Annotated in this window: 13 protein-coding genes; 8 read left to right on the plus strand and 5 right to left on the minus strand. The window is 72.1% G+C overall.

Annotated features, from left to right (window positions below; genetic code table 11):
• Positions 1-11: 11 nt before the first annotated feature.
• Positions 12-2723 (minus strand): DEAD/DEAH box helicase, encoded by a 2712-nt coding sequence (locus OHB00_RS33300; RefSeq protein ID WP_406440288.1) that lies wholly within the window; start codon positions 2721-2723, stop codon positions 12-14.
• Between the two features lie 497 nt (positions 2724-3220).
• Here OHB00_RS33300 and OHB00_RS33305 point away from each other — a divergent pair, with 497 nt between their 5' ends.
• The gene (locus OHB00_RS33305) at positions 3221-3967 is read left to right on the plus strand and encodes a ferritin-like fold-containing protein (RefSeq protein WP_217553818.1); all 747 of its coding nucleotides are present in this window, start codon (positions 3221-3223) and stop codon (positions 3965-3967) included.
• A 147-nt stretch (positions 3968-4114) separates the two neighbouring features.
• On the opposite strand, the gene OHB00_RS33310 is transcribed toward OHB00_RS33305, so the two are convergent.
• The 4 genes from OHB00_RS33310 to OHB00_RS33325 form a co-directional block, all read right to left on the minus strand.
• Positions 4115-4387, minus strand: coding sequence for a hypothetical protein (locus OHB00_RS33310; protein WP_406446099.1), 273 nt, complete (start codon positions 4385-4387; stop codon positions 4115-4117).
• 174 nt (positions 4388-4561) lie between these two features.
• Positions 4562-4789 carry a DUF3107 domain-containing protein gene (locus tag OHB00_RS33315; RefSeq protein ID WP_046730492.1) on the minus strand — a complete coding sequence of 76 codons (228 nt, stop codon included), beginning with the start codon at positions 4787-4789 and terminating at the stop codon, positions 4562-4564.
• Between the two features lie 139 nt (positions 4790-4928).
• Positions 4929-5573 (minus strand): TetR/AcrR family transcriptional regulator, encoded by a 645-nt coding sequence (locus OHB00_RS33320; RefSeq protein WP_406440290.1) that lies wholly within the window; start codon positions 5571-5573, stop codon positions 4929-4931.
• A 179-nt stretch (positions 5574-5752) separates the two neighbouring features.
• Entirely contained in the window at positions 5753-5983 is a 231-nt protein-coding gene (locus OHB00_RS33325) for a hypothetical protein (protein ID WP_406440292.1), read from the minus strand.
• A gap of 256 nt (positions 5984-6239) precedes the next feature.
• Between OHB00_RS33325 and OHB00_RS33330 the strand changes: the two genes are divergently transcribed.
• The 7 genes from OHB00_RS33330 to OHB00_RS33360 all read left to right on the plus strand — a co-directional run bounded on the left by OHB00_RS33330 (position 6240) and on the right by OHB00_RS33360 (position 14533).
• Positions 6240-7259 (plus strand): alpha/beta fold hydrolase, encoded by a 1020-nt coding sequence (locus tag OHB00_RS33330; RefSeq protein ID WP_406440293.1) that lies wholly within the window; start codon positions 6240-6242, stop codon positions 7257-7259.
• A 7-nt stretch (positions 7260-7266) separates the two neighbouring features.
• The gene (locus tag OHB00_RS33335) at positions 7267-8868 is read left to right on the plus strand and encodes a DUF3152 domain-containing protein (RefSeq protein WP_406440295.1); all 1602 of its coding nucleotides are present in this window, start codon (positions 7267-7269) and stop codon (positions 8866-8868) included.
• Between the two features lie 56 nt (positions 8869-8924).
• Complete coding sequence (locus tag OHB00_RS33340; protein WP_309500592.1) at positions 8925-9017, plus strand: Ms4533A family Cys-rich leader peptide; 93 nt, start codon at positions 8925-8927, stop codon at positions 9015-9017.
• 168 nt (positions 9018-9185) lie between these two features.
• Positions 9186-10904 (plus strand): ABC transporter substrate-binding protein, encoded by a 1719-nt coding sequence (locus OHB00_RS33345; protein WP_406440297.1) that lies wholly within the window; start codon positions 9186-9188, stop codon positions 10902-10904.
• Positions 10905-10908: 4 nt separating this feature from the next.
• Positions 10909-11913, plus strand: coding sequence for an ABC transporter permease (locus OHB00_RS33350; protein WP_406440298.1), 1005 nt, complete (start codon positions 10909-10911; stop codon positions 11911-11913).
• Positions 11910-12908 (plus strand): ABC transporter permease, encoded by a 999-nt coding sequence (locus OHB00_RS33355; RefSeq protein ID WP_406440299.1) that lies wholly within the window; start codon positions 11910-11912, stop codon positions 12906-12908. Before OHB00_RS33350 ends, OHB00_RS33355 begins: the two co-directional genes overlap by 4 nt.
• Positions 12905-14533 carry a dipeptide ABC transporter ATP-binding protein gene (locus OHB00_RS33360; protein WP_406440301.1) on the plus strand — a complete coding sequence of 543 codons (1629 nt, stop codon included), beginning with the start codon at positions 12905-12907 and terminating at the stop codon, positions 14531-14533. Before OHB00_RS33355 ends, OHB00_RS33360 begins: the two co-directional genes overlap by 4 nt.
• The last annotated feature ends 197 nt before the right edge of the window (positions 14534-14730 follow it).

Genomic DNA, 14730 nt, shown 5'->3' on the forward strand with positions numbered 1-14730 from the left:
GTGACGCTCGCTCAGGCCTCGGGGGCCGCGGCGGTGGCCTTCCGGGTGCGGCGGGCCTTCGGCTTGGCCTCCGCGTCGGCCGCCTCGACGGATCCGGCGGTCTCGGTGGCCTTGCGGGTGGTGCGTCGCCTCGGCTTGTCCTCCGGCTCCTCGGTGGCCTGCGCCGGGATCTCCGCGACGGCGGCGGCTGCCGTCGCCTTGCGGGTGCGGCGGGGCTTGGCCTCGGTGCCCTCGGCGGAGTCGACGGCGGCCTCGGCCGCCTTCCGGGTCCGGCGCGGCTTGGGCGCCGCCTCGGCCTCGGCTTCGGTGGCCTCCGGGGCGGCGGCTGCCGTCTTGCGGGTGCGACGCGGCTTCGCCTCGGCGACCGCCTCGGCCGTCTCCGTCTCGACGGCGGTTGCCGCCGTCTTCCGGGTGCGGCGGGGCTTGGCTTCGGTGGCTTCGGCCGTGTCCACCGCGGTCTCGGCGGCGGTGGCCGTCCTGCGGGTCCGGCGCGGCTTGGGCGCCGCCTCGGCCTCGGCTTCGGTGGCCTCCGGGGCGGCGGCTGCCGTCTTGCGGGTGCGACGCGGCTTCGCCTCGGCGACCGCCTCGGCCGTCTCCGTCTCGACGGCGGTTGCCGCCGTCTTCCGGGTGCGGCGGGGCTTGGCTTCGGTGGCTTCGGCCGTGTCCACCGCGGCTTCGGCGGCGGTGGCCGACCTGCGGGTGCGGCGGGGCTTGGGCTCGGTGACGGTTTCGGCCGTCTCGACGGCTGCCGCGGGGGCGGTCGTCTCGGGGGCCTCGGCCGCCTTGCGGGTACGGCGACGCGCGGGGGCCGCCGGGGCCTCGACGGCCTCCACCGGGGCCTGTGCCACCTCGGTCGCCGGCTCGGCGGCCTTACGGGTACGGCGGCGGGGCTGGGCCTCGGTGGCTTCGGCCGTGTCCACCGCGGTCTCGGCGGCGGTGGCCGTCCTGCGGGTGCGGCGGGGCTTGGGCTCGGTGACGGTTTCGGCCGTCTCGACGGCTGCCGCGGGGGCGGTCGTCTCGGGGGCCTCGGCCGCCTTGCGGGTACGGCGACGCGCGGGGGCCGCCGGGGCCTCTTCGGTCTGCGGTGCCTCGGTCACCGGCGTCGTCGCCTCCGCCACCGGCGCGGTCTCCGCTGACTTGCGGGTACGACGGCGGCGCGGCTTCTCGGCCGCCACGGGTTCAACGACGGCCTCGACCGTCTCCACGACGGCCTCCGGCGTCACGGTCACCGGAGCGGCGGCCGCCACCGGCTCCTGCGCCGCCCCGTTGCGCGTACGGCGACGGCGGCGCGGGGTCCGCGCTGCCGCCGGCTCCGACGCCGCGACGGCGTCGTCGGCGGAGGCGTGCGAGGCGGCCTCGGCGGCCGGCGCCGTGGACGCCGTACCGGAGGCCTGGTCCAGGGCCGAACCGCCGCGCGTGCGACGGCGGCGGCGCGGGGTGCGGGCCGGACGCTCGCGCTCCTCGGAGCGGGCCTCGGCGCGGGAGTCGGGGCGACCGCCCCGGCCACCACGACCGCGACCACCGCGGCCGCCGGTCTCGCCCAGGTCCTCCAGCTCCTCCGCGTCGAGCCCGGCGCGGGTGCGCTCCGAGCGCGGCAGGACACCCTTGGTGCCCGCGGGGATCTTCATGTCCTCGAAGAAGTGCGGGGAGGTCGAGTACGTCTCCACCGGGTCGTTGAAGCCCAGCTCCAGCGCCTTGTTGATCAGCTGCCAGCGAGGGATGTCGTCCCAGTCGACGAAGGTGATCGCCGTACCCGACGCGCCCGCGCGGCCGGTACGGCCGACCCGGTGCAGGTACGTCTTCTCGTCCTCGGGGGACTGGTAGTTGATGACGTGCGTCACGCCCTCGACGTCGATGCCGCGCGCGGCGACGTCGGTGCAGACGAGGACGTCCACCTTGCCGTTGCGGAAGGCGCGCAGCGCCTGCTCGCGGGCGCCCTGGCCCAGGTCGCCGTGGACGGCGCCGGAGGCGAAACCGCGGCTCTGGAGCTGCTCGGCGATGTCGGCGGCGGTGCGCTTGGTGCGGCAGAAGATCATCGCGAGGCCGCGGCCCTCGGCCTGCAGTATGCGCGCGATCATCTCCGGCTTGTCCATGGAGTGCGCGCGGTAGATGAACTGCGCGATGTTCGCGACCGTCGCGCCCTGGTCGTCCGGCGCGGTGGCGCGGATGTGGGTGGGCTGGCTCATGTACCGGCGTGCGAGGCCGATGACCGCGCCCGGCATGGTCGCCGAGAACAGCATGGTCTGGCGCTTGGCCGGAAGCATGTTGATGATCTTCTCGACGTCGGGCAGGAAGCCCAGGTCGAGCATCTCGTCGGCCTCGTCGAGGACGAGGGACCTGATGTGCTTCAGGTCCAGCTTCTTCTGGCCCGCGAGGTCGAGGAGCCGGCCCGGGGTGCCGACGACCACGTCGACGCCCTTCTTCAGGGCCTCGACCTGCGGCTCGTAGGCCCGGCCGCCGTAGATGGCGAGAACGCGCACGTTACGGACCTTGCCGGCCGTCAGCAGGTCGTTGGTGACCTGGGTGCACAGCTCGCGCGTGGGGACGACGACGAGCGCCTGCGGGGCGTCCGTGAGAGCCTCGGGGGCGGCACGGCCGGCCTCCACGTCGGCGGGGACGGTCACGCGCTCCAGGAGCGGCAGACCGAAGCCGAGGGTCTTGCCGGTGCCGGTCTTGGCCTGGCCGATGACGTCGCTGCCGGACAGGGCGACCGGGAGTGTCATCTCCTGGATGGGGAAGGGGGTGATGATGCCGACGGCTTCCAGGGCCTCGGCGGTCTCGGGAAGGATTCCGAGTTCACGAAACGTCGTAGTCAGGGTGCTGCCTCTTCTGTGTGTCGCGGCGCGAGGCGAGCGCGGGGGTCTTTGACGGACCGTGCCGGGGACGTCGGCTGCCTTACGGGCGGGCCGTGGGGGGCACGCCGTAGTGCACGGGACCTCTGCCGACGCTCTAGCGCTCGTACCGCTGAGGGTGTGTCCCTCCGGTCGTCGTACGCACAGTGCCGTACGAGCCGGGAGGGCTGTCGGGTCGGAGCCGATCGGGCCACCGACCGGGCATCCTCATACGTGCGGCCTGTCGAGATACGTCGAGATTCGACGGCGTACCAGCAGGCGCATTACCACCATACCCCGGAATCGTGCACATGCGATGGCCGATTTGGTCACGTCATGGTAGTCACAGTGGTTGACCAGGGCTTCCCCGAGTCGACGGGCGGGCTATTGTGCGCTTCATGACGAGCTCTGACAAGCCTGAGACCGCCTCCGCCGAACCGACGGGTGTCGCCGCCCAGGACTGGGCGCAGGCGGCTGCCGACCCGCACTATCGTGCCGCGGTCGTGGACCTGCTCGGCGCGCTCGCATACGGCGAGCTCGCGGCGTTCGAGCGGCTGGCGGAGGACGCCAAGCTGGCGCCTTCGCTGGCGGACAAGGCCGAGCTGGCGAAGATGGCGTCGGCCGAGTTCCACCACTTCGAGCGGCTGCGCGACCGGCTGACGGAGATCGGCGAGGACGCCACACAGGCGATGGAGCCGTTCGTAGCGGCCCTCGACGGCTTCCATCGGCAGACGGCGCCGTCGGACTGGCTGGAGGGTCTGGTCAAGGCGTACGTCGGCGACTCGATCGCCAGTGACTTCTACCGGGAGGTCGCGGCGCGCCTCGACTCGGACACGCGCGAACTGGTGCTGGCCGTCCTCGACGACACCGGGCACGCCGGGTTCGCGGTGGAGAAGGTGCGCGCCGCCATCGACGCCGACCCGCGGGTGGGAGGCCGACTGGCCTTGTGGGCACGGCGGTTGATGGGCGAGGCCCTGTCGCAGTCGCAGCGGGTGGTGGCCGACCGGGACGCGCTGTCGACCATGCTGGTCGGGGGCGTGGCCGACGGGTTCGATCTCGCCGAGGTGGGGCGGATGTTCTCGCGGATCACCGAGGCGCACACGAAGCGGATGGCTGCGCTCGGGCTGGCGGCGTAGCGCTCCGTGGGGGGTGGTTGCGGGGATTGCGCGGCCTGAGGCCGGTGGGGGCTGGCCGCGCCCCTCGGCGGAGCCGCCGATCGAGCAGGCCGCGCGCCCCTGACGGGGCGCTTCAGCTGGGTCGCTGCCGTCTGAAGGCGCCTGCAGCTACGCCGGGATCGATCGTCGGCGCAGGCGGCGGCCCGCCGGGCGGAGCAGCAGGGACAGGGAAGCCGCCGAGACGATCGCCGCGCCCAGAAGAGTGACCAGGACCGCGCCGGGGCCGAGTGCGCTGTGGGTGACGAAGTCGCCGAAGAGGGCGCCCGCGACGCCCGTGGAGAACACCAGGGGGCGGGCCGGGAGCCGGTGGGACAGGCGGCTGACCGCGGCCCACGACAGGGCCAGGCCGAGCAGGGCTGATCCAAGGACTTCCAGGAGCATCACGAGGGGTCCCTCCCACGGCCGGCCGGTGCTTCACGGTCGTAGCCCGTCATACCCGTGACCTGCGGAATGCAATCCTCCTCTGTGGGTGACTTGTGGGCCACATGTGGAAGGCGGACATGGCGGAGGGGCCGGGAGGACGTGTGTCCTCCCGGCCCCTCCGTGCTGCTGTGGTCAGACCGCGCTGAAGCCGACCTTGCGCACCGTCGGCTCGCCGAGCTCGATGTACGCCAGGCGGTCCGTCGGGACCAGGACCTTGCGGCCGCGCTCGTCCTCCAGGGACAGCACCTGTGACTTGCCGGCCAGCGCGTCGGCGACGAGTCGCTCGACCTCCTCGGCGTTCAGACCGCTCTCCAGAACGATCTCGCGGGGCGCGTGCTGCACGCCGATCTTGACCTCCACGGCTATGTCCCTCCGACGGTCATTGAAGTGCGCGACCTTCCGCGCCGTACGCAGCACACATTAGCCCGGTGAGGGGACGTAGACGCTGCGCGCCTGCACGCCAGGAGCGAACAGGGAACGGGAATTTCGCGCGAGGCCGTCAGTGGTGGGCCTCGATGCCGTGCAGCGGGAAGCCCGCGATGCCCCGCCAGGCCAGCGAGGTCAGCAGCTGTACCGCCTGGTCGCGCGGGACGGTGCGGTCGCTGTGCAGCCAGGAACGCGCCACCACCTGGGCGAGGCCGCCGAGGCCGGAGGCCAGCAGCATCGACTCGGCGCGCGGCAGGCCGGTGTCCTCGGCGATTACCTCGCAGATCGCCTCGGCGCACTCGGTGGTGACCTTGTCGACGCGCTCGCGTACCGCGGGCTCGTTCGTCAGGTCGGACTCGAAGACCAGGCGGAAGGCCCCGCCGTCGTCCTCGACGTACGCGAAGTACGCGTCCATCGTCGCCCGGACCCGCTGGCTGTTGTCACTCGTCGACGCGAGCGCGCCGCGCACCGCCTGGATCAGCGCTTCGCAGTGCTGGTCCAGCAGCGCCAGGTAGAGGTCGAGCTTGCCCGGGAAGTGCTGATAGAGGACCGGCTTGCTGACGCCGGCACGTTCGGCGATGTCGTCCATCGCGGCCGCGTGATACCCCTGCGCGACGAATACTTCCTGGGCGGCGCCCAGCAACTGGTTGCGTCGGGCACGGCGCGGCAGGCGAGTGCCCCGCGGGCGTGCCGCCTCTGTCTGCTCGATGGCTGTCACGCCGCCTCCCAATGTGGTCCACATGCGGATCGCTCCGCGCGGCCATCGTACTTTTCGGTAACCGTCCTGTGCGCGGTGCGAGCGCAGAATTTCACGTACCGGACGGCGGCGAAAGCCGCACCGGGAAATGCGGACAGGCCAGGTGGGCCCGCCGGAGGCCGGTCGGAGGCCGGTCGCGGTCAGCGGTAGTCGTCCTCGTCGAGCGAGACCACGCGCGCCTGTTCGATGAGATCGGCCTCGTTCGCGCGGTCCGGGTCCACGCCGGTGAGCGGGTCGTCGTGGGACGGTGCGATGTCCGTGTGCTGCTCGGCAGCGTCGCCCTCCGGGGCCTCGACGTCGATCTCCTGGGCGTCCTCCGCCTCCGCTTCCAGATCGTCGAGCACGTCGGGGTCGGTGGGGTCGTAGGTCATGGTGGGCTCCCTTCCTTCGAACGTCCCTGGCACAGCAGGGGGCCACAACCGGGTGCCCTGCTTACGAGCGTAGGAGACACCGGATTCGGACGCTATGCCACCGAGCTGCCGTCCAGCCGCCGTCCGACTGCCGCCCAGGGGCGCTCGCCGCGGACACAGGAGGCCCTTCATTCCCGGTTCCCGCACGGCTCGTCCCGGGTGGCTCTGTGACGGCGAACACACGAATCACCGTGTGATCGTCTCGTAACATTGGCGCATGTCTTCGACCGAGCTGCCCTCAGTGCCGCCCACCAGCGTGCTCCCGGAGGCCGCGGCAGTCAGAGTCGCGCAGGGCGAGCGGCTGCGGTCGGTGGGACTGCCCGGCGTCACACTCTCGGTCCGCGCCAGGCCGCCCGCGCGCGAGGGCCTGCCGCCCGCGCTGTACATCCACGGGCTCGGCGGCTCCTCGCAGAACTGGTCGCAGCTGATGGAGCGGCTCGAAGGCGTCGTGGACGGCGAGGCGGTCGACCTGCCGGGCTTCGGCGACTCGCCGCCACCGGACGACGGCGACTACTCCGTCACCGGGCACGCGCGCGCGGTCATCCGCTATCTCGACTCGACCGGCCGTGGTCCCGTCCATCTTTTCGGCAACTCCCTCGGCGGCGCGATCTCCACCCGCGTCGCGGCCGTCCGCCCGGACCTCGTCCGCACCCTCACACTCGTCTCGCCGGCCCTGCCCGAGCTGCGCGTGCAGCGCACCGCCATGCCGACGGTCCTGCTCGGCCTCCCCGGCGTCGCCGGGCTCCTCACCCGCACCACCGGCAAGTGGACGGCCGAACAGCGGGTACGGGGCGTGCTGGCCCTCTGCTACGGCGACCCCGGCCGGGTGACGCCCGAGGCGTTCCAGCACGCCGTGGAGGAGCTGGAACGGCGGCTGCGGCTGCCGTACTTCTGGGACGCGATGGCGCGGTCCGCGCGCGGGATCGTCAACGCCTACACCCTTGGCGGCCAGCACGGGCTCTGGCGCCAGGCCGAGCGCGTGCTCGCCCCGACCCTGCTGATCTACGGCGGCCGCGACCAGCTCGTCGGCTACCGCATGGCGCAGAAGGCCGCGCGCACCTTCCGCTGCTCCCGGCTGCTCTCCATGCCGGACGCCGGGCATGTGGCGATGATGGAGTACCCGGAGGCGGTGGCCGGGGCGTTCCGTGAACTCCTCGCGGCCGCCGTGGAGGCGGGGGACCAACCGGCTGCCCGGACCATCGGCGGCGGCCCGGCCGCACCGGGCGCGGGGAGCTGAGGGGCGAGTGGGACGTCACAGCCGCCGCGGCCCGGCACCCAAAGGTGACGCGGCGGACATAGCGAACGGGCGCCCGGCCCGGAATCCGGGTCAGGGGGACGGGGAGCGCGGGCCCACGGGGGCGCCGGCGCCGCGTCCGGCCGCCGGGACACCCGCAGGCGGCCCGCCGCGATTCACGGACCGCGCCGGGACATCCGCGGGCGGCCCGCCGCGATTCACGGACGGTACGCCTGCCAAGGGCGCCCCACGCGCGCCCGATGGCACACCTGCCCGGGGGGTGCCCCGCTTCCCCGACGGCACGCCCGCCCATGGCGTGCCTCGCCATCCGGACGGAACCCCGGCGCAGGGCGTTCCGCGTCTCCCGGACGGGACTCCGGCCCGCGGTGTTCGGCGTCTCCCTGACGGGACCCCGGCCGGCGGTGTCCCGCGAGTGCGTGGTGGTCACCCTCAGCAGCGGGAAGCGGGCGGTGGCTGGGGTGAGTCGGGTGGGACGGCCGGGGGCGGCTCCGGGCCCCTCGGGACGGCTTCCGGGCCTGCCGGTGCCGCCTTCAGGTCGGCCGGTGTGTCCATACCGCGGCAGCGGCAGGGCGGGCCCGGCGGACCGCGGCAGGACTATGTCGACGCCTTCGACGAGGACGCCGACGTCTTCACCCCCCGCCCCGGCATCGGCGCCCAGCGTGCGGAAACGTATCCGCCAGGGTCGGGTCCGCACACCTCTCCGCTCTCCTCCGGCGCCGACGGCGGTGACGCCGACGACGAGGACGCCGCACCCACCGGCGAGCCCGCGCAGCCCAAGGGCGGCAAGAGCCGGACCTTCGCCGGGGTCGCGGCCGCCGCCGTCACCACCGTGCTCGCGGTGATGGTCGCCGGACAGGTCGTCGACGGCCGGAACGCCGGCGCCGCCGGGTCGCAGTCGGCCGCGGGCGAGACGCGGGCCACCGACGGTGCCGCCTCGCGCGGAAACGGCCGCACGACGCCGTCCGCCTCCGCCTCGCCGAACGTGGCGACGCTGTCGTACGAGCAGGCGATGGACGAGAAGTACCCGCTCAGTGCCCAGCTGGCCGGGTCCGGGAAGTTCGCCACCGTGCCCGGGAGCGCGAAGGCGCCGGGCAAGGGGCGGAAGTACACCTACCGCGTCGACGTGGAGCAGGGGCTCGGGCTGGACGGGAAACTGTTCGCCGAGGCCGTGCAGAAGACGCTCAACGACGACCGCAGCTGGGCCCACGACGGCGCCCGCACCTTCGAGCGCGTCTCCTCCGGCAAGCCCGATTTCGTGATCACGCTCGCCAGCCCCGGCACCACCGCCAAGTGGTGCGCCAAGTCCGGCCTCGACACGACCGAGGACAACGTGTCCTGCGACTCGGCCGCCACCGACCGAGTCATGATCAACGCATACAGGTGGGCCCAGGGCAGCAAGACCTACGGCGACAAGATCCACGCCTACCGGCAGATGCTGATCAACCACGAGGTCGGCCACCGGCTCGGCTACGGCCATGTGACCTGCGACAAGGACGGCGAGTTGGCGCCGGTCATGCAGCAGCAGACGAAGTTCCTCGACCACGACGGAATCCACTGCCTGCCCAACCCCTGGCCCTATCCCAAGAGTTGACAGGTGGCTCATACATCACATTGACATGCGCAGAAAGTTCGTAGATATTTCTGGGCATGTCGTCCCTTCACGCCTCCGCGCGCGCCGCCATCGAGCTGGCGCTCATCGGCGTGACCGCGCTCTGCGTGGCCGACATCGACTGTCGCTGACGCCCGCCTTCAGGCGTTCGCGTCGCGATCTCCTTTCTTCCGTCGTGACCTGGGTCACGGCTCTTTCGGCGACCTGACGCCCGGGCAGACGTCTGTTCACTTTCGTCTCACTCCTCGTCAATCTGTCTCGCCTGTCGAGATTTGCTCTTCCGAGAGGTCGTCATTCCGATGCGTCACCCGTCCGTGAACAGCGCCCGCGCGGCGTACGTTTCGCTTGCCCTGGTCGTGGCAGCGGGCGCCGCCGCGTGCGGGCCGAAGGACAACGATGCCAACGGCTCCAGTGGCGACTCCACGCCGCACAAGGGCGGCACGCTCACCGTCCTGAACTCCGACCCCCAGTCGGACTTCGACCCGGCCCGCCTGTACACCTCCGGCGGCGGCAACGTGCCTTCCCTGGTCTTCCGCACGCTCACCACCCGCAACCGCGCGGACGGCGCCGCCGGCACCAAGGTCGTCCCCGACCTGGCCACCGACACCGGGCGTCCCAGCAAGAACGCGACCGTGTGGACGTACACCCTGAAGGCCGGCCTCAAGTACGAGGACGGCACCCCGATCACCTCTGCCGACATCAAGTACGGCATCGAGCGCTCCTTCGCCCCCGAGCTCTCCGGCGGCGCGCCCTATCTGCGCGACTGGCTGGTCGGCGCCGCCGACTACCAGGGGCCGTACAAGGACAAGAAGGGGCTGTCGGCGATCGAGACGCCGGACAGCCGGACGATCGTCTTCCACCTGAACAAGCCCGAGGGCGAGTTCCCGTTCCTGGCCACGCAGACGCAGTTCACACCGGTCCCGAAGGCCAAGGACACGGGCACGAAGTACGAGGAGCACCCGATCTCGTCCGGCCCCTACAAGGTCGTGAAGAACGAGAACGACGGCGAGCACCTGGTCCTGGAGCGGAACACGTACTGGTCCGCGGCCGTCGACGACCAGCGCAAGGCGTACCCGGACAAGATCGACGTGCAGTCCGGGCTCGACTCGTCCGTGATCAACCAGCGGCTGTCGGCGTCCCAGGGGACGGACGCGGCCGCCGTGACGACGGACACCAACCTCGGTCCGGCCGAGCTCGCCAAGGTGACGGGCGACAAGGAACTCGCCGCGCGCGTCGGTACCGGGCACTTCGGCTACACGAACTACATAGCGTTCAACCCGAAGGTCAAGCCGTTCGACAACCCCAAGGTCAGGCAGGCGATCTCGTACGCCGTCGACCGGTCGTCCGTGATCAACGCGGCGGGCGGCAGCGCGCTCGCCGAGCCCGCGACCACCTTCCTGCCGAACCAGAAGTCCTTCGGCTACACGCCGTACGACCTCTTCCCGGCGGGTGACACCGGCAACGCGGCCAAGGCCAAGGAGCTGCTGAAGGAGGCCGGTCACCCGAACGGCCTCACCGTCACGCTGACCCACGACAACGCCCAGAACTTCAAGACCAGCCCCGAGATCGCGACCGCGATCCAGGACGCCCTCAAGAAGGCCGGCATCACGGTCAAGCTCCAGGGCCTGGAGGACAACAACTACTCCGACACGGTCCACAGCCTGAAGACCGAGCCGGGCTTCTTCCTCGCCGCGTGGGGTGCCGACTGGCCCTCCGGCGGCCCCTTCCTCGCCCCGATCTTCGACGGCCGGCAGATCGTCAAGGACGGCGCGAACTTCAACGCCTCCCAGCTCAACGATGCTTCGGTCAACGCCGAGATTGACGCGATCAACAAGTTGACCGACCTTGACGCGGCCGCCAAGCGGTGGGGTGCGCTGGACAAGAAGATCGGCGCGCAGGCGCTGACCGTGCCGCTGTTCCACCCCGTCTACAAGCGGCTGGTGGGCAAGGACATCAAGAACGTCGTGATCAGCGACTGGACCGGTGTCCTGGACATCTCCCAGGTCGCGGTGAAGTAGCGCCGTGAGCGAGGCACTTGTCGCCACCCAGGTCCCCGAGGCGTCCGTCTCGGGGGCTTCGGGGGCTCGTCAGTTCTGGCGCCGGCTGCGTACGCAGCGGGCCGCCACGGTCGCGGCGGGGGTCGTCGCGCTGCTCGTCCTGGTCGCGCTCGCCGCACCGCTGCTCACCGCGCTGGAGGGCCAGGACCCGACCACCTACCACCCGTCGCTCATCGACTCGGCGCGCGGCGGCGTGCCGACCGGCTCCCTCGGCGGCCTCTCCGGCGACCACTGGCTGGGCGTGGAGCCGCAGACCGGCCGCGATCTGTTCGCGCGGCTGGTGTACGGGGCGCGGGTCTCCCTGGGCGTCGCCTTCGCGGCGACCCTGATCCAGGTCCTCCTCGGCCTCGTCGTCGGTGTGGCGGCCGCGCTCGGCGGTGGATGGATTGATCAACTGTTGAGCCGGATCACGGACATCTTCGTCGCGCTGCCCCTGATGGTCATGTCGCTGGCGCTGCTCGCGATCGTGCCGCAGAGCTTCCCCCGGCCCGTCCTGGTCACCCTCGTCATCGGGTTCATCGCATGGGGCAGCCTCGCGAAGATCGTGCGCGCCCAGACACTCACCCTGAAGGGGCTCGACTACGTCGCCGCGGCACGGCTCAGCGGCTGGGGTGCCTGGCGCATCGCCCGCCGTGAACTGCTGCCCGGCCTGGCCGCACCCGTCATCACCTACGCCTCGATCCTCATTCCGGTCAACATCAGCACCGAGGCTGCGCTGTCCTTCCTGGGCGTCGGGGTGAAGCCGCCGACGCCCTCCTGGGGGCAGATGCTCACCGCCGCCGACGTCTGGTACCAGGCGGCCCCGCAGTACCTTCTCCTGCCGGCCGGTGCCCTGTTCGTGACCGTCCTCGCGCTGACCGTCCTCGGCGACGGCGTCCGCACCGCCCTGGACCCGCGCGCCGCCTCCCGGCTCGGCGTCGGCACCGGTCGCAGGCGCGAGGCCGGGGCGGCGAAGGAGGAATCCGCGTGAACGGCTTCGGCGGCTTCCTGCTCCGCCGCACCATCGGCACCCTGGCGACCCTGCTCGCCATCTCGGTGATCGTCTACGTCGTCTTCTACGTCACCCCGGGCAACGTCGCCCAGATCACCTGCGGCCCCCGCTGCTCCCCGGAGCAGGTCCACCAGGTGGCCCAGCAACTGCATCTCGACGACCCCCTGTACGTGCGCTACTGGCACTTCCTCCAGGGCCTGGTCGCCGGGCAGGACTACTCCACCGGCACCTCCGTGGAGCACTGCTCGGCGCCCTGCCTCGGTCTCTCCTACCAGACCGACCAGCAGGTCCTGAGCATCATCCTGACCAGGCTCCCGGTCAGCCTCTCGCTGGTGTTCGGCGCGATGGTGCTGTGGCTGGTCCTGGGCGTCGGCACGGGCGTGCTCTCCGTCTGGCGGCGCGGCCGGCTCACCGAACGGGTGCTGACCGGCCTCACGCTGGCGGGCTGGGCCACGCCGGTCTTCGTCATCGGTCTGGTCCTGATGATCGTCGTCTGCGGCGAACTGCAACTGCTGCCCTTCCCGCAGTACGTGAAGTTCACCGACGACCCCGAACAGTGGGCGTGGAACCTGCTGCTGCCCTGGCTCTCCCTCGCCCTCATCGAGTCCGCCTCGTTCGCCCGGATGACCCGGGCGTCGATGCTGGAGACCCTGGCCGAGGACCACATCCGCACCTTCCGCGCGTACGGCGTCGGCGAGCGCTCGATCGTCGGCCGGCACGCCCTGCGCGGGGCGCTCGCGCCGGTCATCGCGCTGAACGCCAACAACTTCGGCTCGGCCGTCGGCGGCGCCGTGCTCACCGAGACGCTGTTCGGACTGCCCGGCCTCGGCCAGGAACTCGTCCACGCCGTCAGCGTGGTCGACCTGCCCGTCGTGGTCGGCATGGTCCTCGTCATCGGCTTCTTCGTGGTCCTCGCCAACGCCGTCGCCGACGTGCTGTACGCGGTGGCCGACCGACGGGTGGTACTGACATGAGTCTCGTCCAAGTCACTGATCTGACCGTGGAGTTCGGCGACCTGCGGGCCGTGGACGGGCTCTCGTTCGCCCTGGAGCGCGGCGCCGCGCTCGCCCTGGTCGGCGAGTCCGGCTCCGGCAAGTCCACGGTCGCCTCGGCCCTGCTGGGCCTGCACCACGGCACCGGGGCGCGGGTCGGCGGCTCGATCGAGGTCGCCGGCACCGACGTGCAGACCGCCTCCGACGGCGAACTGCGGCGGCTGCGCGGCGCGACGGCGGCGATGGTCTTCCAGGACCCGCTGTCGTCCCTCGACCCGTACTACGCGATCGGCGACCAGATCGCCGAGGTGTACCGCGTGCACGCGCGCGGGACACGGCGAGCCGCACGCGCGCGTGCCGTGGAGGTGCTCGACCGGGTCGGCATCCCGGACGCCCGGCGCCGCTCCCGGTCCCGTCCGCACGAGTTCAGCGGCGGCATGCGCCAGCGCGCGCTGATCGCCATGGCGCTCGCCTGCGAGCCCGAGCTGCTCATCGCCGACGAGCCCACCACCGCCCTGGACGTGACCGTCCAGGCCCAGATCCTCGACCTGCTGCACACGCTGCGCGAGGAGACCGGCATGGGCCTGCTCCTCGTCACCCATGACGTGGGCGTCGCCGCCGAGAGCGTCGACCGGGTGCTCGTCATGCGGCACGGGCGCGTGGTCGAACAGGGGCCGGTCGCCGCCGTGCTCGGCGCGCCCGCCGAGCCGTACACCCGGGAGCTGCTCTTGGCAGTCCCGCGCGTGGACGCGGTGCGCGCGCCCTCACATGCGTCCGAGGAGGTCGTCCTGGAGGCGTCCGGCCTGCGCCGCGAGTTCGGGCGTGGCAAGCGGGCCCTCGCGGCCGTGGACGACGTGTCGCTGACCGTGCGCCGGGGCGAGACCCTCGGTGTCGTCGGTGAGAGCGGCAGCGGCAAGACCACCCTCGGCCGGATGCTGGTCGGGCTGCTGGAGCCGACGGCGGGTGAGGTCCGGTACGACGGCCACGCGCGCGTGGGCGTGAATCCGGCCGTCCAGATGGTCTTCCAGGACCCGGTGTCCTCCCTCAACCCGCGGCGCAGCATCGGGGAGTCGATCGCCGACCCGCTGCGCGCACGCGGCATGGGGGTCCCCCCGCTCGAGCGAAGCCGAGAGTGGGGGAGCGACGAGCGGCGCATCCGGGCGCGCGTGACCGAGCTGCTGGAGCGCGTGGGGCTCGAAGGGGCGCACTACCAGCGCTACCCGCACGAGTTCAGCGGCGGCCAGCGCCAGCGCGTGGGCATCGCGCGGGCGCTCGCGGCCGACCCACGCGTCATCGTCTGCGACGAGCCGGTCTCCGCGCTGGACGTCACCACCCAGGCCCAGGTCGTCGCCCTGCTGGGCGAACTCCAGCGCGAACTCGGACTCGCGCTCGTCTTCGTCGCCCACGACCTCGCCGTCGTGCGCCAGGTCAGCGACCGGGTCGCGGTCATGCGCCGCGGCCGGATCATCGAGACGGGGCCCGCCGACGAGGTCTACGACAACCCCCGGGACCCCTACACCAGGCAACTCCTGGCCGCCGTACCCGCCCTCGACCCCGAGGCGGCGGCCAGGCGGCGGGCGGTGCGCCGGGAGCTGGCATCGGCGTGACGTTTCCGCAGTTCCTGGCGTGACGTTCCGCCGCCGCTTGATTGCCTAGCGCGACCGAACGCGCCCCGCACGGGAAAGTTACGACCGTTCACCCCTTTTGGTGGCGCGATGGACAACCGTCCGTCGCGCCACCGCCTTGTCCGCATACCTTCGTCCCGCTGCGAGCCACCGAGCCACGGTGGCTCCCCATACGGGAG

The sequence above is a fragment of the Streptomyces sp. NBC_00631 genome (assembly GCF_045206895.1).
GTDB lineage: Bacteria > Actinomycetota > Actinomycetes > Streptomycetales > Streptomycetaceae > Streptomyces.

Bases quoted from the DNA above. Each gene is read 5' to 3' on its own strand.
- OHB00_RS33360 (WP_406440301.1), top strand. From the start codon at position 12,905: ATGAGTCTCGTCCAAGTCACTGATCTGACCGTGGAGTTCGGCGACCTG.
- OHB00_RS33310 (WP_406446099.1), bottom strand. From the start codon at position 4,387: ATGCTCCTGGAAGTCCTTGGATCAGCCCTGCTCGGCCTGGCCCTGTCG.
- OHB00_RS33330 (WP_406440293.1), top strand. From the start codon at position 6,240: ATGTCTTCGACCGAGCTGCCCTCAGTGCCGCCCACCAGCGTGCTCCCG.
- OHB00_RS33300 (WP_406440288.1), bottom strand. From the start codon at position 2,723: ATGACACTCCCGGTCGCCCTGTCCGGCAGCGACGTCATCGGCCAGGCC.
- OHB00_RS33345 (WP_406440297.1), top strand. From the start codon at position 9,186: ATGCGTCACCCGTCCGTGAACAGCGCCCGCGCGGCGTACGTTTCGCTT.
- OHB00_RS33340 (WP_309500592.1), top strand. From the start codon at position 8,925: ATGTCGTCCCTTCACGCCTCCGCGCGCGCCGCCATCGAGCTGGCGCTC.
- OHB00_RS33325 (WP_406440292.1), bottom strand. From the start codon at position 5,983: ATGACCTACGACCCCACCGACCCCGACGTGCTCGACGATCTGGAAGCG.